Source organism: Ferrimicrobium acidiphilum DSM 19497 (assembly GCF_000949255.1).
Lineage (GTDB): Bacteria > Actinomycetota > Acidimicrobiia > Acidimicrobiales > Acidimicrobiaceae > Ferrimicrobium > Ferrimicrobium acidiphilum.
Map to the genome: position 1 here is coordinate 19,365 of NZ_JXUW01000015.1, position 18,979 is coordinate 38,343.

Below are 18,979 nucleotides of genomic sequence, written 5' to 3' on the forward strand. Positions count from 1 at the left end.
ACGTGGTTGTGAAGGGGGCATAGGGTATGTCAGCTTGGGAATTTTATATCAGTACGCTACTCGTCTATTTCGCGATCGACGTACTGTCAGCATTCTCGCTTAACCTCCAATTTGGTTTCGGAGGTATCATCAACCTGGCATTCATAGTCTTCCAAGCAGCAGGTGCTTACATCGCCGCATCTCTATCGCTCGGACCTGACACGGGGGCGAATGCCTTTCAGACCTATCTATTCGGGATGAGTCTGCCGTTCCCGCTCCCGCTAATTTTCGCGACGTTGGCAGGTGCGATCTTAGCATTGGTCGTGGGTCTTTTTGGATTACGTCGAATGCGTAAGGATTACCAGGCAGCAGTGTTCCTGATTGTTTCGCTGATTGCATGGGAAGTTGTGAAGTCTGACGTCAGTCTGTTTAATGGGTCTAACGGTGTAACTGGTGTCGGAAAGCCACTAGGGACAGCCTTGCCATTATCGTCATTAGGTTACCAATGGGTGTACCTAGTTTGGGTGTTGGTAATTGCCGCTGGTGTCTACCTGTTGGTTAGATGGTTGTCGATCTCTCCATGGGGTCGTGCTCTGCGAGCAATGCGTGATCATGAGGATGCCACAGTAAGCCTCGGGATCAATACTACGGTTCTGCGTCTTCAGGTATTCGTTATTGGTGGAGCTATCGCTGGCCTGAGTGGAGGTCTGCTGGTTGAATTTCTTGGTGCCTGGTCACCTGGAGCTTGGGGATATGCAGAGACGTTTGTGGTATTCACAGCTATGTTTGTTGGCGGCATTCGTAACTACAAGGGAGTCATCCTAGGAACGCTGTTGGTCCCGATCTTGTTTCTCGAATTGCCGCGCTTTCTTCCTCCAATTGGATATCCAGGGCTCATCAGCTCGCTGGAGTGGGTTGTTATCGGCTTGCTGTGGATGACGAGCCTGTTGCTTCGACCCAAGGGGATTATCCCGGAGAAGCGGAACATTGTCTCCTTTGGAAATTATGTGAAGGTATTGGGGGGTAAGCGCTCACCGCAAGTAAAGGCGGCGGGTCATTCATTGGGTGAGATTACCTAGTTGATGGAGGCTACCAGTGGTGGGAGTGTCGATTTGATTCCCAGCACCATAGAGCTAGGTGTTTGTGATGTGTTGTTCGTTGAGACCACAATATCTGTAGTGAATGGTCCGATGTGGTAAGAAGGGGTGGTGGCAATTGCCTGGTATTGATGATGGCGATGTAGTACTCGCTGCCAAGGATGTAGTGGTCCGTTATGGTGGCGTGATAGCTGTCGATGGCCTTTCTCTTGATGTGCGTGCTGGTGAAGCGGTGGGTTTGATTGGACCCAACGGCGCCGGGAAGTCAACTGCTCTTGGTGCCCTTGGTGGCCAGGTCAAGACGGTGAGCGGGTCGATTACGTTGGCTGGACGAGAGGTCCATAAATTGTCATCTTATCGAAGAGCACGCCTTGGGTTGGTCAGAACGTTTCAGTCGACCAGCGAGTTTGGTGACATGACGACATTTGAAAACCTGGTCACAGCCGGAAATGGTTATAGCGGGGCGCGGTTGACAAGGGTTGTGTTTCATAGAAAGGCGAGTCTTGCTGCTGATAGGGCTATTGCGGATCGTGCTTGGGAGATGTTGGAACGTTTTGATATGGCCGAGAAGGCCAATACCTATGCTAGGGAGTTGAGCGGTGGTCAACGACGGCTAGTAGAGATCATGCGTTGTCTCATGTCGACTCCAAAGGTGTTGCTACTCGATGAGCCTATGGTAGGTGTTGCACCGCATTTAGTCGAAAAACTGGTCAATGACCTAATTGCTATACGTGATGAAGGCATTGCTATTGTCATCGTAGAGCATGCGTTGGAGGTTGTTAAGGCTCTTAGTAATCGTGTAGTTGTAATGTCGTTTGGAAGCAAAATAGCAGAGGGTAGCTATGAGGAAATCGTCCGCAACGAAGACGTGCAGGCTGCGTATCTTGGATAGAGTATGCGGCTACTTAGTTGGAATGCTGCGATGGAAGTGGGTTTAGATGGTTGCTAGGGTAAAGCCGTTTCTAGATGTAGCTGGAGTGAGTTCGGGGTACAACAAGACGCCTATTGTCCAGAGGGTGAGCATACAGGTTGGCCTCGGCGAGATAGTGCTCATTATGGGGCCAAATGGGGCTGGCAAAAGTACTTTAATAAAAGCTATAACGGGCGAGCTCCCCGCACTCGAAGGTTCGATAAAGATCGATGATGTCGATGTCACCCACATGGGCGAGGAGGATCGAGTCGGTCATGGTGTGGGATACGTGCCTCAAGTGCGAGATGTTTTTCCGCCGCTCACTGTTCAGGAGAATATCGAGATGGGTGGTTATGCCTATAAGGGCGCGGATTTGCGTGAGCGTGAAGAGGAGGTGTACTCCCTCTTTCCCCAGTTGCTTCCGAGCCGTAGACGAGCGGCTAGTACGCTAAGCGGTGGTGAACGCAAGATGCTCGGAATTGCTCGAGCTCTGATGGCACGGCCCAGATTGTTAATTCTTGATGAGCCTACGGCGAATCTGGCGCCATTGATTGCTGAGAAGGTGTTGCAGAGTATTGTGACTGGCGCTGCTGGTTCCGGAAAGGCGGTGTTGCTCATAGAGCAGCGCGTGAGCTTGGGCCTAGAGGTCGCTTCGTGGGGTTACATACTGACCGACGGACAGCTGCGATTGGAGGGCAGCGCTGAGGAGTTAAAGGCAATTCCTGATCTCGGGCAGCTATTTTTGGGTCGCGGCTCTTTGGGTCCCGTCTCTAGTGAGGCGCTGTGAGTATGGTGTCGGAGACGGTTAGTTTCGCCCAGGTTGCAACGGCGCTAGGGATCGGGCCAATGTTTGTGACGCTTGATCTAGGAGTGCGATGATGGAAGAGCGGAGCCTACTGATAGATGGTAAGGATTTGCAAGGGCATGATGAGCCCTTGGAGGTCATCAATCCATCTACTGGAGAGGTGATAGCGATAGTGCAATCGGCCAATAGCCACGATGTGGATGTTGCCGTTCAGGCTGGCTACGAAAAATTCGTAGACGGGGAGTGGAGCAAGGCTCCAGTACACGTGAGGGCCAGAGTGCTGACAAGGTTTGCTGACCTTCTAGAGGGGGCCTTGGACGAGTTGAACGTCCTTGAGACGTTGAACAATGGAAGGCCGGTTGCCGAGACTCGGGCTCAGATTGCACGACTGCCGGAGTGGTACCGTTATAACGCCGCGTTGGCGCTCGCCGACCGTACGAGCGTTGTTCCGATGCCAGGCGACTATCACTCCTATACTGAACGGAGTCCATTAGGGGTGGTCGGGATCTTGGCCTCCTTCAACCATCCACTGATGATTGCGTCTAAGAGTCTCGCTCCTGCCCTGGCCACTGGCAACTCTGTGGTGCTCAAGCCATCTGAATTGACGCCGCTCACTGCTCTCAGAGTCGGAGAGCTAGCACTGGAGGCGGGTATTCCGCCGGGTGTACTCAACGTTGTTCCTGGTACCGGCGGAGTTGCAGGCGCAGCGCTCGCAGCCCATCCACTCATCTCGCGGATCACCTTCACTGGCGGCACTGAGGCAGGAAGATTGGTAGCACAGGCGTGTGCTACACGGTTTGCTCCGTGTACATTGGAGCTCGGTGGTTCCTCGCCGGTTGTGGTGTTCAAGGATTCCCCGGTCGAAGAGGCAGTTCGAGGCGCAGCGTTCTCCGCCTTTATTGGCTCTGGACAAACCTGCATCGCCGGCAGGAGATTCATTGTTGATGAGTCACTTTATAACGAATTTGTCGAGCGGCTTGTGGGGATAGCAGGCGGCCTTCGAGTTGGTGATGCTCGAGATCCTAAGACTCAGATGGGACCAATGATCTCGGCTGTGGCTCGAAATCGTGTGTTGCAGAAGGTGCATCTTGCGGCGGCTGAGGGAGTCGATGTTCGTTCGGGAGGCGACGAGGTCTCCGTGGACGGACGACCGGGTGGGTTCTTTATGAGTCCGACCGTGTGTACTGCCCCATCGCAGGAGTACAGGTTGGCCAGAGAAGAGATTTTCGGTCCAGTGGCCTTCGTTGTTCCATTTCGGGATGAGGCAGATGCACTCTCCAAGGCGAATGATTCCGTATATGGACTTGGTGCAGCAGTCTGGACCAGAGATGTTGCTCGAGCGCATCGTTTCGCATCAGGATTGCATTGTGGAATAGTTTGGGTGAACGATCACCATCGACTCGATCCTAGTTCTCCATGGGGTGGGAGCGGAGAGAGCGGAATTGGCCGTGAGGGTGGTTGGGAGTCGTTTCACGAGTTTACGCATGTTAAGGCTGTTACGATTCGGACAGCTGAAGAATCGGTTGATTGGTATGGTGGGGGTCAGCAAGGACGGTTGAATTAGATGATCAATGGTTTGAACGTGAGCCAAGATGGAGCACTTCTTAGGGTTGAGCTCGAGAATGGACCTGGAAATGAGTTCACCGAAGAGATGTGCCTGGGCTTGACGGACGTTCTCATGAATCCACCCGCGTCGGCATCACTGGTGGTTTTAACGGCTGTGGGTGAGGTGTTTTGCACCGGCAGGGATCGTTCTGCTCGTCTGCCTGGAGAGATGCGAGCAATGGCGTCAGCGCTGGCAGAGGCTAACGTAGCCCTTCTTGCAACCCGTCTGACGGTGGTGACAAGGGTTGATGGCGATGCTGCTGGATTTGGCGTCGGTCTCGTCGCATTGGCTGATGTGGCCATTGTTGCTGAAGGTTCGAGGTTCTGGTTTCCCGAGGTGCGTGACGGGCTTTCACCAGCTCTCGTGCTTGCATGGCTGCCCTACGTGGTTGGTCGACGGAGGGCGTTTTGGATGGCGGCTAGTGGTGAGGAGATCGATGCTGTCGAGGCCTGCAGGATCGGGCTGGCAAATGAAGTCGTGCCTTCTCAACTCATGGATGAGCGTACTAATTCAATCGTTAAGACGCTCATGCTCGCACCTAGCTCGGTGTGTGCACAGATCAAGTCCGATCTACCTAGCCAGGAGAGGTTAGCGATAATCGCCGAGTCTCGGGCGGCCGCGGATCGCCTGGTGCTTCGCACTTTAGTTAGGCAGCAGTCTGACTCATGCCCGGATCTCTCTAATAACTAGGTGGCCGGCAGGTGCTGACGTTCGGAATAGGCGTATATGTCCTCTTCACTTCAGTTCGATTCACGCTAGTGGACCCATTGGCAGTTGCCAAGTTCGCTAACGGATCTGCAGTCCGATACAGTTGATCACTGGGGTCGGTTTGATGACTGAGCTTGATTCTGGAGGATTGATACGTTGCTGGCAGGGGGTCCTGTCGTGAGGGTGGTTGGCACATGACTGATCCGTTGGTTACTCGTGATGATGTAGAGGGGATTGCGCGCATTGGTGTATCGGATTCTTCGATACCTCAGCTGAGTCGAGTCACCGCCACTGAGGCTGCGACTGATCTGTTGAGGAGTCTCATTCTCTCGGGTGCGATACAGTCTGGCGCAGTTCTGAGGCAAGATGAGGTTGCCAGGCAGCTGCAGGTAAGCCGGACTCCGTTGCGCGAGGCCTTGCATCGGCTCACCGCTGAGGGTCTTATACGACTGGATCCACATAAGGGAGCTATGGTGGCCCAGCCATCGATTGGAGAGCTGCGTGACATCTATGAACTGCAGGAGATCCTTGAGTGTGAGGCTGTCAAGGAGGCTGTTGGACATAGAACCGTAGATAAGCTCGAGCAGCTTCGACTGCACATGGAGGGATTGGTAGAGATCAGAGATTCGGCCGATTGGATTAGGTATAACCTTGGGTTCCATACCTGCCTATATGAGATGTCTGGCAAACCATTGTTGGTGGAGATGATAACGATGCTACGCAATAGGGCGAGTTTGTACATCAACATGGTGGCGCAATCCGATCAAAGTAGAGTGCGAGCCGAGCACGAACATCGTGAGATGTTTGCGGCGCTTGAGCGTGGAGATGTTGGCGAGCTACAAAGGCTGGTACGCGCGCACTTAGGCGCAACGCTGGCTTGGGTGGATGAGGTGATAAGAATGAATGGTCGTAATAAGACTGACAGGAGTGAGTGATGCGGATAGCAACAATGACGGATGGTCGCCAAAATCGGCTTGCTTTGGGACATGATGAACGTTGGTATGACGTTGGTGACGCGAGCACTGAGTCCTCCATCACGGTCCTGCTTAAAGGTGTAGACGCGGCGCGGGTTTTCGTGACTGCGGAGCGCGCTCTCTCTCAGGATTTCGCACCCGTTATGCCCTTGCTTCCTTCGCGCAATGTGATGTGCCTGGGAAAGAACTTCGTCGCACATGCAGAGGAGTTTGCATTGTTTAATCGTGATGCGGAGGTAGTACCATCAGCACCGATTATCTTCACCAAGGCGGTAGCAGCGCTTTGTGGCCCAACTGATAGTCTCGTGGTCCAAGAGGGTTTAGCTCACCAGCTCGACTACGAGACTGAGTTGGCAGTTGTGATTGGGAAATCAGGGCGGAATATCGGTGCCGATAGTGCAGGCGAGTACATCGCGGCGTACACGGTGATCAACGATGTGACCGCTCGCGACTTGCAGGCCCTGCACGCCCAGTGGTTCCTGGGCAAGTCATTGCCGGGCGCATCGCCTATGGGACCAGTTTTGGTGACACCGGATGAACTTGACCCTCTGGGTGATCGCCTTCTTTCTACCTGGGTGAATGGAGAGCTGCGTCAACGCGCGGCATTATCGGACATGATTGTGAGTGTCGAACAGGCTATCGCAACGATATCGCGAGTTGTGCCGCTTCAGGTGGGCGATGTTATCGCAATGGGTACACCCGCAGGGGTAGCAGTGAGTTTTGATCCGCCCCGATTCCTCCAAAATGGAGATCACATTGTCTCCGAGATTGAAGGAATAGGGAGACTGGAGAACACCGTCTGTATTGTGTGAGGATGCTCGTGGCGCATTCCTGCCAGCTGGTTCAGGCCGTAGCTCTGTCGTCACTGCCTTTTCCACTCTATTTTTGCGACAATAGAACGGAGGTTTGTTTAGGGATTAACTGTAGGTGGAGCTAACATCTAAATTCTCATCTATGCCTCGATTCCATTGGTCTTACTGCCGTCAACACACCCCTCCTGTGTCCTCGCGATAGTCGCTATCGCTCCTGGCGTAGCGCCGTTATCGTAGCGAGCAGATCTCTACGTCGGTTGTGTTGGGTGTCGTCTGCGTCTGTCGCCAGTCGTAGAGAGACGATCTGAAGGTCGCAACCCGCTCGTGTTCTAGAACGAGGGGACTTGGACAGCTCGGTTAGTATACATCAGAATCGCCCTGTGGATTGGATTCAGCGGATTGAGTCGGATTATCAATCCGAGGGGCATACGATCCATCTGGTAGACGAAGCGCTTAGTCTGGCTGCAGTGCACTACAACTGGATCGTTGCGGTCTCTCGGTCTTCTTAAGGATACTTTACGGCGAGGGATCGCACGAGCCTGCCTTGGGGGCTCAGAGAAGGCAGAGAAGTGTGGGTTCATTGGCGAGCACCTCAGGCGACTGCCGTTTAGTCGCCGGTGATAAGAGTGGTGCAGCGGTCATCTCAGGTGTTGTCGTCGTGAACGGCGGGTGCGATGATACTTACATCGGCCAAGCAGGCCCGGATCATCAGTTTGGGCAAAGCCGACACCTGAACAATATTAGTGTCGGCCGAACTCTTCGTTTCGGGGCATCTCTGCTCGACGCCTATTGCGGTCTCGATGGAAATTGCACGCTTTGGCCGCACCGGTAGACCAGCGCACTCAAGCCGATCAGAGCGATTGTCTTCACATTTCTGTTCAATTGTTAGCTAGGATTGAGCAGCCTCGCCAGTGGGATTGGAGCTTCGCTCACCGGTGTCTCGCGGAAGGCGTCATTGGCGTGTGATCACTACTTTGAGGGCTCCAGTATCAGCTGCATTTTGGAAGGCATCGTAGGCGGCCATGATATCGTTCATCTTGAAGTGATGAGTTATAAACGCTCCTGCATCGATTTGCTTGGTGGTCAGCAGTCGTAGCAAGGTGGGAATTGAGAAGGTGTCCACTAGACCCATTGTTATGGTTAAATCGCGGATCCACAGCGACTCGAGATGGAGAGTCGCAGGTGCGCCGTGGACACCGATGTTGGCTATGTGCCCTCCTGGGCGGGCAAGTTGGGTGCATAGCTCAAAGGTTGCTGGTGTACCAACTGCCTCGATAACTACATCCGCGCCGAGCTGATCGGTCAAGTCTTTGACGATTGCTAGCGGGTCCTCTCGCGTGTTATTGATAGTGATGTCTGCGCCGAAAGCCTTCGCTGCCTCGAGCCGTCTATCCGACATATCTACCGCGATGACGTGTGAAGGTGAGTACATGCGTGAACCGGTTATCGCCGATAGGCCGACTGGTCCCGCTCCAACGATCACCACTGTGTCTCCGGGGGTTACCTTCCCACTGAGAACTCCAACTTCGTAGCCGGTCGGGAGGATGTCTGAGAGCATTAGGAGCTCTTCGTCTGTGACGCCCTCGGGTACTAGATAGGTCGAGTTGTCAGCAAATGGAATGCGTACATATTCGGCTTGAGTGCCGTCAATCATGTAGCCGAGTATCCAACCTCCGCCGTTCAGGCACTGGCCGAACCTGGCCTCACGGCAGTATCGACAGTGTCCGCATGCCGACACGCAAGAGACCAATACCCGATCGCCAGCGGCTATATTCTTGACCTGAGCGCCCACGCGCTCGACCGTACCGATGGCCTCATGACCAAGGATGCGACCTTTAGCCACCTCAGGTGTGTCGCCTTTCAGAATGTGCAGATCAGTGCCACATATTGTGGTAGTGTCCACTCGTATAATCGCGTCGGTGTCTTCGTGGATCTCTGGATCTGCTACGTCTTCCCATGTCTTCATGCCAGGACCATGGTAGATAAGTGCTTTCATTTGTCAGACTGCCTTTCGAACTAGCTAGAGGTGAACCTAGGAACACCCTTTGTCGATTACCAGGGGAGCTAGTCCCAACCGTAAGGGTCTTTTGGCCGTAAATGCTTTGCGGGCTGAAGCTGCTAGTCAGCCATAAGTCGTCTCAAGGTAGACGACTGGGCTTGGAGGTGGTGCACGATAGCCGGCGAGTCTGGATTAGTGCTCGGAAGTGAGAATAAGTAGCGGGTAGTGGCAACGAATTGTCGCGGTGTTCGGGATTACGCAACACCTGTCGCACGACGCAAAGAGGTGGTTGTGGGTTGGTGAATCTTATCTTTCCGGTCATGAGGACGCTGATGGCAATAGTGCTTCTTGAAACTAGTCCACTGGTTGCTTCCAGGACTCTATCAATTCACGTTACCAAGTTTTACACCCCACCCCAGTCGAAGCCTAAGGGCCCACTGAACTCATGATTCGACTTACTCATACCTTTGTAGGCGTTCGACCGAAACCCATAGCTCAGGAACCAACCCCTATGACACACATGAGATCTTTGATGGGGCTCAAGGGGCCGTCCAGTACCGGTGGCTACGGTTGGAGCACTTGACGGGACAAGGGCCCATGCGCTCGCAAACTACGCGAGGATTGGAACGTAATCTTTGTCCAGGTCACACTTGGGCAGGGTGACAGTTTGTGTGGCTCTACCCTTCAGCAGCGACCTGAGGATAGACCTGGACTGGTGATAGCGCTAGCGCGCATCCGGAGGGATCCATGGAATGAGAGCGCCACTGAAATGCTCGTGAGGAGAAGATTGCTCTATTTGCCGATTAACTCCACTGATCACCAGGTTGGACGCTATCTAGATCTATCGGGATGGCTGTCTGTTTCTCCTCGGTATGAATTTTGCGACAGTAGCAAGAGGTGAATGTGACATCCTCTCTGTCCTCCAGGGTGGAAGAAATGCTAGTCATGTGGTTGTGCAGCAGTCCATATCCGTGAGTACGAGGTGAAGACAATTATGAAAGCGAGGTGTGGGTCGTCTTGATGTTGCCGGCGATGTAGCAGTCGCGCCCACTATAGCCAATAAGACGATGGCAGGCCGGCGATGAGTTACCTTTGGAGTTGTAGTACGGTCAGTCGCTAAGGAAGAGACTTTGGACAGAAGTGCAGGAGATGGAGCTCTCACCGGCGAGACTGGACGTCATGGCTGCTCAATATATCTTCACCATGCGCGATATAACTCGCTTCTACCCACCGGATAGGGAGGTCCTGAAGGGGATCAACATCTCCTTCTACCCTGGAGCCAAAATTGGTGTTATCGGTCCAAATGGTTCTGGTAAGTCCTCACTTCTTCGTATCATGGCTGGTCTCGACGATGGTTTTAGTGGTGAGGCTCGCCTCAGCCCCGGATTCACCGTTGGTTATCTTCCGCAGGAGCCTCAACTCGATCCTACCAAGGATGTAGTCGGCAACGTCGCCGATGGTCTTGGTGAGCAGCGTGACCTGTTGGCGAGGTTCAACGAGGTCTGTGAGGCCTTTGCCTCCCCAGACGCTGACTTTGATGCTCTCCTCACGGAACAGGCAGAACTTCAGACTCGGATTGACGCGCTGAATGGTTGGGACCTTGAGCGGACGCTTGAGGTTGCGATGGACGCTCTTCGTCTTCCGCCCTCCGATGCTGACGTCACCACGCTCTCTGGAGGTGAACGGCGTAGGGTTGCTCTGTGCAGGTTATTGCTAGCTAAACCAGACCTTCTTTTGCTTGACGAACCCACCAACCATCTCGATGCGGAGTCGGTGGCGTGGTTGGAACGAACCTTGCATGAGTACGCAGGCACGGTAGTTGCAATCACACACGACCGCTATTTTTTGGATAACGTGGCCTCGTGGATCCTGGAGCTTGACCGAGGTCGTGGTATCCCATGGGAAGGGAACTACTCCTCCTGGTTAGAGCAGAAGCAGGCACGCCTCGCTGCGGAGGAGAAGGCTGACCGAGCCCGCCAGGCGGCGCTGGCCCGTGAGCTCGAGTGGATCCGCATGTCGCCGAGGGCTCGCCAGAGCAAGGGTAAGGCTCGGGTGAGTGCCTTCAATGAGCTGGTAGCGGAGTCTGAAGCAGCCGACCAGAGGGGTGAAGCTCTAGAGATAGCGATTCCACCGGGGCCACGTCTTGGCGATGTCGTGGTAAACGTGAGTGGACTGACAAAAGGCTTCGCTGATAGGCAGCTTATCGAAAATCTTGATTTTCTTCTTCCTCCTGGAGGGATCGTCGGAGTTATCGGTCCTAATGGAGCTGGCAAGACCACCCTCTTCAAGCTGATGGTTGGCCTGGAGCATCCGGATAGCGGCACCATCGACGTTGGTAGCAGTGTACGTTTTACCTATCTCGACCAATCGCGCGACTCTCTGGACCCGAACGCCACCGTCTATGACGAGATCACCGGAGGCGTTGAACGGATCGTTGTTGGCAGCAGAGAGATCCACGCCCGTGCGTATGTAGCGAGTTTTGGGTTCAAAGGTAGCACACAACAAAAACGGATTGGCGAGATCTCCGGCGGCGAGCGAAACCGAGTCCAGCTTGCGAAGGTACTCCGCAGCGGAGGCAATGTGCTTCTCCTTGATGAGCCTACGAATGACCTCGATGTAGATACCCTGAGGGCACTCGAGGATGGACTTCTCGGGTTCCCTGGATGTGTGGTGGTTATCAGCCATGATCGCTGGTTTCTCGACCGGATCGCTACCCATATCCTCGCCTTCGAAGGCGAGGCGGAGGTGCGTTGGTTTGAAGGCAACTTCTCCGACTATGAGGTTGATCGCCATCGACGGCTCGGAACCGATGCTGATAAGCCACATAGGATGAAGTACAAGCCACTTACCCGCTAGGTCGTATTCAGGATCGTGGTTCTAAGGCCTCTTTGGGCAGGGGTGTTCGCGGTGAGACTTGGGTTGGCGTAACGGGAGTTAAAGTGAATAATTGCTGACGCTCGTCTGCTTAATTGATGTTGTCTGGTGGCAATAGCCAACACTTAAAGTGTCGGAGCATTCGCGAGAGGATAGGGCGTCAACTCTAGAGCGATGCGATCCTTGAGATAAGAAGGAAAAGTCATAACAGATAGATTCGCTTAGGTTTTTGATTCGCTAGAAGCCACATTTCTTTGGTGTCATTGTCCTGTATCTAGGGTAGGGGTCACCCGCCTCGTCGGTTTGAGTGTTAGATGGGCCGCTTCGGTTGTCGTGTGCGTGGTTGTGTCCACATGTGCCACCCGCGCTCGCCGAAAGCGCGCTGCTAAGTGGTAGTTGAACTTGATGTAGGGCAAGTTGCAAAAGGCGACGGCCTTTTGTCAACAGTGGGCGGATCAGCGCAACATACTTGGTCTAATTGTGCGTTTCACGGCAGTAGCTGCCTTTAGTCAGTAGCCCAACCGTAGGAGTAGCAGGCTGGCGGCCAGGACGATGATCGCCCAGGAGAGGGCGCGCAAAGCCCTCTCCACAGGGACGAGGAGGTATGATCGAGAGAGACGCTCGACTGTTCCGTCTGCGTAGACGATACGACCCTCAACGGAGACCGCGCGACGCCGTATCTTCCTAGCTTGGTTGGATAGTGATCGCTGGGCGGCAGACAGGAAAGTCGCCGAGCATGCGAGAAGTATGGTTGATGCAGCGATAGTCTGATCTTGAGCGTAGGCTGCTGTTAAAATCGGGAACGCGCCCCACGCCAAGGCGAAGCCAAGATCGGTATGGAGTCGGCCACCGAAAAGTTCGAGGTTATAGCCGAGCACGAGTATGACACCTAAACCAATGAATACGGCGAACCAGGGGCCAAGCCGTAGCACGCCTAAGATGCCAATAGCTATCGCACCAGACAGACCCAGAGCTGCGCAAGTAATCAGGAGATTCTTGGGTAATTGTGTTCCCAGCGGACGCCCTCGGAGTTCATCGAGCGCATGCGCCGCTACCCCTACCGCCAGGAAGAAGGCGACCACCGCAGCCGCGAGTGTACTCCAGTTGACCTTCGATGCTAGCAGCGAACCAATGACGACGTAGGAGAGATGCCAGGCTGTGTACGGAGGGTGAAGTATGGCTCGCACGTCTCTAAGGCGAGTATGGGCACCCACGGCGTAGTAGGCGGGGCCGTCTCTGGGAGCGCTAGTTTCACCTGGTTCGGGTTCCATGGCCCTTGGTCCCCCACATCACCAGACCTCCACCCAGTGACATAAGTTGAGTCTCCACGTCGTCTATGCCGGCGCGTCTCCACGCATCTACGGTCCATGCCACTGGGTACCTCCTGTAGTGCTCCGAGATATTAGGTCCCAAAAAGCGACCGACGTTAAACCACTCGACGCCCCCTATTAGCCATCCTGCGGTCGGCAGTATGAGACGTGTGTAAAGCCACCATGATGCACGCCACCAAAGAGCGGGCGGAACGTGAAATTCGAGACTAGTCAGAGTTCCACCAGGTCGGAGGACGCGAGCCAGTTCTGTAAGCGTAGCAGCCGGATCAGCCACATAACGAAGCAGATAGCTGAAACTAACTGCATCGAAGGTTTGATCTGGAAAGGGTAGCTGCTCTGCTCTAGCTTGTATGAGATGTATGGAGTTTTCACCACGCCTGGATAAATTCTCGCGCGCACGGACAAGCATCGCTTTCGTGATGTCGATGCCAACCACCTGCGCTCCGGTGGCTGCACGGATTGCGAGCGCAATACCAGCAGGACCGGTGGCGACATCGAGCACCAAGCCGGGTGAATCGGTGTCACCTACGTGTTTTACGACTTCACGGCGCCACCGACGATCTTGGCCAAAGGATAGGATATTTGCAAGCATGTCGTAATGCGCTGGTAGACCATCAAAAAGTTCAACAGCAAAGCGATTTGGGTCTGAAGCAATCTTTCTCGTCACAGGCGTAAGGTTAGCCCAGTTAGCGCAAACGCTATCGCTACCCTTGAGCCGGTCGTCTCGAGTTGCTGAAAGTTAAGAGCAGCCCTTAGTTGTCACAGCCCATCGATCGGCCACCAAGTGCCTGATGCCCAAGTCTCTTCCGGCCATGCGGCAGTCTCCTGGGCACCTGGATGAAATTCGATCCGGGGAGGCGAGTCTAGGACCATGGTTGTCTCCGCATTAGGCTCGTATCGGTCCCATGTGGGCAATGGCTGTGCGTTTGGAGTTCCCGTGATGATGAATGAGGATACCGCGTCAGCCATCGCAAGACACAGCTGTGCCTGGGGATCGTCGGGTGCTTGGGTCGCGAAGTCGTGGGCGTTCCAGATTGCAAACATGTCGAGCCCATGTCCACCGGCTAGCTGGGGTGGTAGACCGGGAGGGCACCCATCGTAGCGGTAGCGCCAGACGGGTGCATTCATGGATTGAGCGATGGCTAAGCGTCGTGTCGGTATCCCATATCTTTCGTCACCAAGGATAGCTATCCCAATGTCATCATGGTTGAGGTCGGGACGGGCAACGCGATAAGCATCGATAATGATATGGGCTCGATCAGATCCGAAGAGGTTGGTTAGCACACCTTCAGCCTGCTCTCCGGCGCTCGAATCGAGCAGACTGTAGGTGACACCTTCGTTACCGTTGCTTCCGGCTACTACTTTTACACCTGCCGCCGACCCAGCTGCAATCGCATTTAGAGGTGCGATCGGCAGAGCTGAGCTGCCAAGGGTTGGACGCCATACCCAAATGGCACGTGCTCCACTCGCGATCTCCTCCTGTGCGGCGATCAGGTCATCGGCCGGGATTGCGCGTAGCTTGTGAGCGTTCGCTTCGGTAAGCCCAAGTTCGCGCAGGTAGCGCCGACTCAAGCGCGCTGCTTGGGGCCGAGTGGCCACATGGTCCGCCCCGCCACTACCGGAGATCGCTTGTTGTGCAAGACCGGAGCTGAGTGGGGAGGCAAGAAGATTGGCGACACTTTTGGCACCAGCCGACACCCCATAGATCGTTATGCGATTAGGGTCGCCGCCAAACCCGATGATGTTGTCTCGCACCCACTGCAGCGCGAAAATCTGGTCTAGCAGTCCAACGGCACCTGAGTCGCGCTCGCTATCGCCAAGAAATTCGGAGAGGTCTAGAAAGCCGAGCGAACCGAGGCGATAGTTGAAACTTACTACGACCATGCCTCGAGAGACGAATGCCTCGCCATCGCCTACCGGAGTTTCTCTGCCTGACCCCTGGGTGTAGCCACCGCCGTGAATCCACACCATGACCGGGTATCCCTGAGGATCTGGTGAGGGTGTGACCGGAGAACTCACATTGATGAACAGGCAATCTTCGTCAAAGTCTTCTGAAGCTGGCGCACCGGCGGAAGGGTCTATGCTCCTGCCTTGCCAAGCGATGTGGCCAGGGTGGTCGACGAGGCGCACGCCGGACCAAGGCTCAGGCGATTGAGGTGGGCGGTATCGCAAGCCACCCGTTGGGGGAGCGGCATAGCGGATGCCGCGCCAAAGGCGATTTGGCCCTTCAGTGGTTCCTTCTACTAACCCATACTTAGTGGCAACTACGTTCTTGCGCTCTCTCACCAGTACTCCTCAGTTGGAGGGCGAAGCGATGGGCGGCCATCAGCGGCTAGCTCGATCAGCATCTCCAGTTCGAGGGGAGTCACATCTTTAATGGCGACGGCGCGAGTGTGTGGCAGAACTTGACGCACTATCCTGGTTAGAACATCGCCCGGTTGGGCCTCGACAAAGAGCTCTACTCCTAGCTCGCTGAGCAGGGTCAGCATGTCGAGCCATCGAAGCTCCACAGACGGGCTGAGTGCAAGGTCGTCAAGGACTGCTCTAGCATCGATTGTTGTGCGCGGTCGACTGTTGAGCACGTACGAACATCGAAGTTCACGAGTAGGGATTGTTGCGAGCTTGGTAGATAGCATGTCGGTTACTGCCGTCAAATGAGGGCAGTGTGATGGGGTTTTGATGTTTAAACGAGTCACGCTGCCTCCGGCCACTTCGGCTAGTCTGCCGAGCGCGGCTTCGCTACCTGCCACCACGACCTGGTTGTCGGCGTTTACGATCGCAACAAAGAGGGGATCATCGGCTCTGTTGACCGCCGCAACCATGTGACGGACTTCGCGTTCGGTTCGCCTAAGTACTGCGGCCATTCCATACCCGCTCGGGTGGAGCTGTTCCATGACACGGCCGCGAACTTTTACCAGATCGAGACCCTCTTCGAAGCTGATTGCACCGCAAGTTACGGCTGCAGCCAAAGCCCCGACCGAATGTCCCGCAACATAGTTGGGCATGAGCGAGCTGGTGAGAGAGGCCACCGATGCAACTCCAGCTATGAAGAGCGATAGCTGCGTTCCCGATGTTGTGGCAAGCCCACCTGAGGTGTCAAGCCAGTCAAGGTTCTCGCCGCCGATCAGACTTCGGGCGCTGTCGAGCACCCTGATGCTAGCTGGATTTTGAGCGATGGTTGAGATCATGCCTGGTCTTTGTGATCCCTGGCCGGGAAATAACAACGCCCAGCTCATCGTGCACCCAGAGGATCCGAGATCAGTTTCGGACCTTCAGCGGTACGCACGAGTACCGGCTCGGATGCTGCTGCTACATACTCATTTAGGCTAATCTCCCCGATTAGCGCCGAGATGCGCGCGTCTACCCTACAAGGTAGGCTCGCTAGCGAGGTGGAGATATGTTTCCACTCTCGTTCGCCGATGACGGTTTCCGCACTGACTCGCACCACGAGATCGAGGTCGCTTGCTGAGTGTATCGCGTTGAAACCGGTGGCAAGCGTGAATCCCACGCTTCCTGTCACCCCCCACGTCAGTCCGAAAGTTTTGAATAGATCCCGAGCGGATTTAGCAGCTTCGGCGACGGCAAAGTTAGGATCAATGCCGTCGATGTGGCCGACCAGGTCCTCGGGTGAAAGTATCTGGTTAATGGCGCTTAGAGGTACCCAGGCCGCGAAGCGTTGAACTCTATCGTCCCCGCGGACACCGACCGCTACTAGTTCATTGCCGGCAGGGGACCATCGCACAACCACCCAGGGAGTCCGAGATAGACAGTGGCTAACCCATTCTTGTGGGGTGGCCGAGTCATCTGAGATGAGCGTGTTGGCGTCGATTCTCAGCAAGTCGTGAGGTCGGGGTGCTGCCTTGGTAGCCCCTGCCCGTCTGGTCGCAGAGCTAATTACCACTGCGCGGCCATGCGCGCCATCACCTCTTGAGTGGCGCGACGGGTAGTCGAGTTGCCAGTAAATATTCTCCGGTTGCTGAGGTCGAGTGGCTCCATGCGAGCGCGATCGACCGCTAGTGTCAGAGCTGATCGAACCATCGTTAAGTCGCTGGCGGTTGGTGCATCCGGGTCGTTGATCGAAATCAACTGATCGCAAAGGCCAAGCTTTGCCCAGTCGCTAACGCGACGACTCATAGGCAGAACCGTCCGCTCCAAGATCTCGAGCGATTCTAGACTTCGCCGGGTGATGCGAGCTGCTGCTGCCTGGTGCATGGCGTGGATCTGAACCCCCGGGTCATCTAGGGCCAGGATCTGATTGGCCTGGAATCCGTGTGCCAGAAATCCCCCCGAAATTGCCTGGCCGACCACGAGAGCAATGATTGGGTGGCCGGCCATGCGTGCTGTGGCGTAGGCGTCGACAGCACACGCCAAGACGTGATGCAGGCCCGTTGTCTCTTCGATCCAACCGTAGGCTTGGCTCGGCACGTCAACGATAGCTATGATTGGTCGTTTTTCCGTCGGGCGAAGGCTTTGGTCAGTTTTCACTACCTGGATGATCTGCTCGGCCAACACTAGACCTTCGCGGAGTCCCAACTCGCCGTGCGCTGCGCGATGGTAACGGCTTTCGGGATCTACAGCTATGGACAGAATGACGGCTTCGCGGACATCTAGGCGTAGCTCACCGCGAAGAACTGAGGGACACGGTCTCATGAGATCAACTTCGGTGAGTGCCTCGGTCCATATCGTTCCCCGCTCAGGTGTGGATGTCGGAACCTTTCTGTCGGTCTTCAGAGCCTGATGCGTTGGCGTGTTGGTTTCGATCCATTGTCTAGTTGTGGTCAAGCGCTGCGATCGGTGCGAGTTAGTCGGGTGCACTTTCAGTGCCTCCGCCACTGCCGCTCGCATGGCACCTACATCGTCTAGAACTAGCCGATCCGCCAGGCCGGCTGCAACTCTAGCCCTGCCTCCGGTTGCTGCCCAGATAGCGCTACGGTCGGTGCTATCTATCTCGTAGATTCCAGCTTCGCTCTCGATCACCTCAGGGCCGTTGAGGCTCAATCTGGCTTCAGCGGTCATTATCAAGTGAGTGCATAAGCCAGCTACGATGCCCATACCTCCAAAGCAACCGAGTGGGCCAGCGATGACCCCAACGACCGGCTTCAAGCGACGTAGCTCGAGGAGGGCGGCGCAGATCTCGGCGATAGCGGCGAGTCCTAGGTTGGCTTCTTGAAGGCGAACACCTCCACTCTCCAGTAGAAGAACTGCCGGTAACGGACCTCCTCTTTCTTGAGCTGCCGCCATTGCAAGTGCGGTAGTCATCTTCGCTCCCGAGACCTCGCCGATCGCTCCGCCTGCGAAGGCCTGCTCTATTGAGATAACTACGGATGGCAGACCGAAGATCTCACCCTTTACCACGATGAGGCCGTCATCGGATTGAGGGACGATACCTTGACTCTCGAGCCAGGGTGATTCAACTCCATCGAAGGGTCCACATAGCTCGCGATGAGTACCAGCGTCGAGTAACGCCAGTGCTCGTCCCCGGCCGTCTAACTCAATGAAGCTATCCCTCGCAAGCAGTGCTTGCCAAGGTGCTTGGTTGCCCTGAGCTGGAGTCGAAGTCGATCCGTGGAGACTGCTAGTCATGAGCAACTCGCCTCTATTGCTTGAAGCAATCGGAGAGCAACGACTCCTGGAGTGGCACCAAAGTCATTGAGCTCATAGCGCCCAGCGACTGGATGGCGGTCGAAGAATCGATAGAGCGCTGCTTGCCAAAGCTCTGCGAAACCGTCGACGCTGGTGCGTACGCGTACAAGAGCCTGGGCACTAGCGTTCCCTGTGTCCGGAAAGAGTAGTACCTCTAGGTCGCCGGAGCTGACCACACCGACTCGAGCTCTCCTTAGGGCAGGGATGTCAGCCGGGAAGTCAAAATGAAGCGTTTCCATAA

At 55.2% G+C, this 18,979-nt stretch carries 16 protein-coding genes; 8 read left to right on the plus strand and 8 right to left on the minus strand.

Annotated features, from left to right (window positions below):
• Positions 1 to 26 precede the first annotated feature (26 nt).
• The 7 genes from FEAC_RS08160 to FEAC_RS08190 all read left to right on the plus strand — a co-directional run bounded on the left by FEAC_RS08160 (position 27) and on the right by FEAC_RS08190 (position 6,891).
• Complete coding sequence (locus FEAC_RS08160) at positions 27 to 1,058, plus strand: branched-chain amino acid ABC transporter permease (RefSeq protein ID WP_035389401.1); 1,032 nt, start codon at positions 27 to 29, stop codon at positions 1,056 to 1,058.
• 136 nt (positions 1,059 to 1,194) lie between these two features.
• Positions 1,195 to 1,968, plus strand: a complete 774-nt coding sequence (locus FEAC_RS08165; protein WP_052566070.1) for an ABC transporter ATP-binding protein — start codon at positions 1,195 to 1,197, stop codon at positions 1,966 to 1,968.
• Between the two features lie 46 nt (positions 1,969 to 2,014).
• A complete protein-coding gene (locus FEAC_RS08170; RefSeq protein WP_035389399.1) occupies positions 2,015 to 2,773 on the plus strand; it encodes an ABC transporter ATP-binding protein in 759 nt (252 codons plus the stop codon).
• A 91-nt stretch (positions 2,774 to 2,864) separates the two neighbouring features.
• A complete protein-coding gene (locus FEAC_RS08175; RefSeq protein WP_201773874.1) occupies positions 2,865 to 4,355 on the plus strand; it encodes an aldehyde dehydrogenase family protein in 1,491 nt (496 codons plus the stop codon).
• Between the two features lie 18 nt (positions 4,356 to 4,373).
• The gene (locus FEAC_RS08180; RefSeq protein WP_160290364.1) at positions 4,374 to 5,087 is read left to right on the plus strand and encodes an enoyl-CoA hydratase/isomerase family protein; all 714 of its coding nucleotides are present in this window, start codon (positions 4,374 to 4,376) and stop codon (positions 5,085 to 5,087) included.
• 212 nt (positions 5,088 to 5,299) lie between these two features.
• Positions 5,300 to 6,040, plus strand: a complete 741-nt coding sequence (locus FEAC_RS08185) for a GntR family transcriptional regulator (protein ID WP_035389395.1) — start codon at positions 5,300 to 5,302, stop codon at positions 6,038 to 6,040.
• Positions 6,040 to 6,891, plus strand: a complete 852-nt coding sequence (locus tag FEAC_RS08190) for a fumarylacetoacetate hydrolase family protein (protein ID WP_052566072.1) — start codon at positions 6,040 to 6,042, stop codon at positions 6,889 to 6,891. Before FEAC_RS08185 ends, FEAC_RS08190 begins: the two co-directional genes overlap by 1 nt.
• Before the next feature lie 952 nt (positions 6,892 to 7,843).
• Here the strand turns inward: FEAC_RS08190 and FEAC_RS08195 are convergent.
• Positions 7,844 to 8,887: a zinc-dependent alcohol dehydrogenase family protein gene (locus FEAC_RS08195; protein ID WP_035389393.1), complete on the minus strand. Its 1,044-nt coding sequence runs from the start codon at positions 8,885 to 8,887 to the stop codon at positions 7,844 to 7,846.
• A gap of 1,182 nt (positions 8,888 to 10,069) precedes the next feature.
• Here FEAC_RS08195 and ettA point away from each other — a divergent pair.
• On the plus strand, positions 10,070 to 11,746 hold the full coding sequence (gene ettA, locus FEAC_RS08200) for an energy-dependent translational throttle protein EttA (RefSeq protein WP_081901088.1): 1,677 nt from the start codon (positions 10,070 to 10,072) through the stop codon (positions 11,744 to 11,746).
• A gap of 527 nt (positions 11,747 to 12,273) precedes the next feature.
• Here the strand turns inward: ettA and FEAC_RS08205 are convergent.
• The 7 genes from FEAC_RS08205 to FEAC_RS08235 all read right to left on the minus strand — a co-directional run bounded on the left by FEAC_RS08205 (position 12,274) and on the right by FEAC_RS08235 (position 18,977).
• Complete coding sequence (locus FEAC_RS08205) at positions 12,274 to 13,035, minus strand: UbiA prenyltransferase family protein (RefSeq protein WP_052566073.1); 762 nt, start codon at positions 13,033 to 13,035, stop codon at positions 12,274 to 12,276.
• Positions 13,016 to 13,762 carry a class I SAM-dependent methyltransferase gene (locus FEAC_RS08210; RefSeq protein ID WP_052566074.1) on the minus strand — a complete coding sequence of 249 codons (747 nt, stop codon included), beginning with the start codon at positions 13,760 to 13,762 and terminating at the stop codon, positions 13,016 to 13,018. The genes FEAC_RS08205 and FEAC_RS08210 overlap by 20 nt, the downstream gene beginning before the upstream one ends.
• Before the next feature lie 92 nt (positions 13,763 to 13,854).
• Positions 13,855 to 15,381, minus strand: coding sequence for a carboxylesterase/lipase family protein (locus tag FEAC_RS08215; RefSeq protein ID WP_052566075.1), 1,527 nt, complete (start codon positions 15,379 to 15,381; stop codon positions 13,855 to 13,857).
• Positions 15,378 to 16,331: an acyltransferase domain-containing protein gene (locus FEAC_RS08220; RefSeq protein ID WP_052574657.1), complete on the minus strand. Its 954-nt coding sequence runs from the start codon at positions 16,329 to 16,331 to the stop codon at positions 15,378 to 15,380. Before FEAC_RS08220 ends, FEAC_RS08215 begins: the two co-directional genes overlap by 4 nt.
• The gene (locus tag FEAC_RS08225; RefSeq protein WP_052566077.1) at positions 16,328 to 16,996 is read right to left on the minus strand and encodes a malonate decarboxylase holo-ACP synthase; all 669 of its coding nucleotides are present in this window, start codon (positions 16,994 to 16,996) and stop codon (positions 16,328 to 16,330) included. Before FEAC_RS08225 ends, FEAC_RS08220 begins: the two co-directional genes overlap by 4 nt.
• Positions 16,990 to 18,678 (minus strand): biotin-independent malonate decarboxylase subunit beta, encoded by a 1,689-nt coding sequence (locus tag FEAC_RS08230; protein WP_052566078.1) that lies wholly within the window; start codon positions 18,676 to 18,678, stop codon positions 16,990 to 16,992. Before FEAC_RS08230 ends, FEAC_RS08225 begins: the two co-directional genes overlap by 7 nt.
• Complete coding sequence (locus FEAC_RS08235; protein WP_035389391.1) at positions 18,675 to 18,977, minus strand: malonate decarboxylase subunit delta; 303 nt, start codon at positions 18,975 to 18,977, stop codon at positions 18,675 to 18,677. The genes FEAC_RS08230 and FEAC_RS08235 overlap by 4 nt, the downstream gene beginning before the upstream one ends.
• Positions 18,978 to 18,979 lie beyond the last annotated feature (2 nt).

What these genes read in the sequence shown, in the direction of transcription:
- FEAC_RS08220 (WP_052574657.1), bottom strand. Translation starts at nt 16,331, where the DNA reads ATGAGCTGGGCGTTGTTATTTCCCGGCCAGGGATCACAAAGACCAGGC.
- FEAC_RS08230 (WP_052566078.1), bottom strand. Translation starts at nt 18,678, where the DNA reads ATGACTAGCAGTCTCCACGGATCGACTTCGACTCCAGCTCAGGGCAAC.
- FEAC_RS08185 (WP_035389395.1), top strand. Translation starts at nt 5,300, where the DNA reads ATGACTGATCCGTTGGTTACTCGTGATGATGTAGAGGGGATTGCGCGC.
- FEAC_RS08170 (WP_035389399.1), top strand. Translation starts at nt 2,015, where the DNA reads ATGGTTGCTAGGGTAAAGCCGTTTCTAGATGTAGCTGGAGTGAGTTCG.
- FEAC_RS08160 (WP_035389401.1), top strand. Translation starts at nt 27, where the DNA reads ATGTCAGCTTGGGAATTTTATATCAGTACGCTACTCGTCTATTTCGCG.
- FEAC_RS08195 (WP_035389393.1), bottom strand. Translation starts at nt 8,887, where the DNA reads ATGAAAGCACTTATCTACCATGGTCCTGGCATGAAGACATGGGAAGAC.
- FEAC_RS08190 (WP_052566072.1), top strand. Translation starts at nt 6,040, where the DNA reads ATGCGGATAGCAACAATGACGGATGGTCGCCAAAATCGGCTTGCTTTG.
- ettA (WP_081901088.1), top strand. Translation starts at nt 10,070, where the DNA reads ATGGCTGCTCAATATATCTTCACCATGCGCGATATAACTCGCTTCTAC.
- FEAC_RS08175 (WP_201773874.1), top strand. Translation starts at nt 2,865, where the DNA reads ATGGAAGAGCGGAGCCTACTGATAGATGGTAAGGATTTGCAAGGGCAT.
- FEAC_RS08235 (WP_035389391.1), bottom strand. Translation starts at nt 18,977, where the DNA reads ATGGAAACGCTTCATTTTGACTTCCCGGCTGACATCCCTGCCCTAAGG.
- FEAC_RS08205 (WP_052566073.1), bottom strand. Translation starts at nt 13,035, where the DNA reads ATGGAACCCGAACCAGGTGAAACTAGCGCTCCCAGAGACGGCCCCGCC.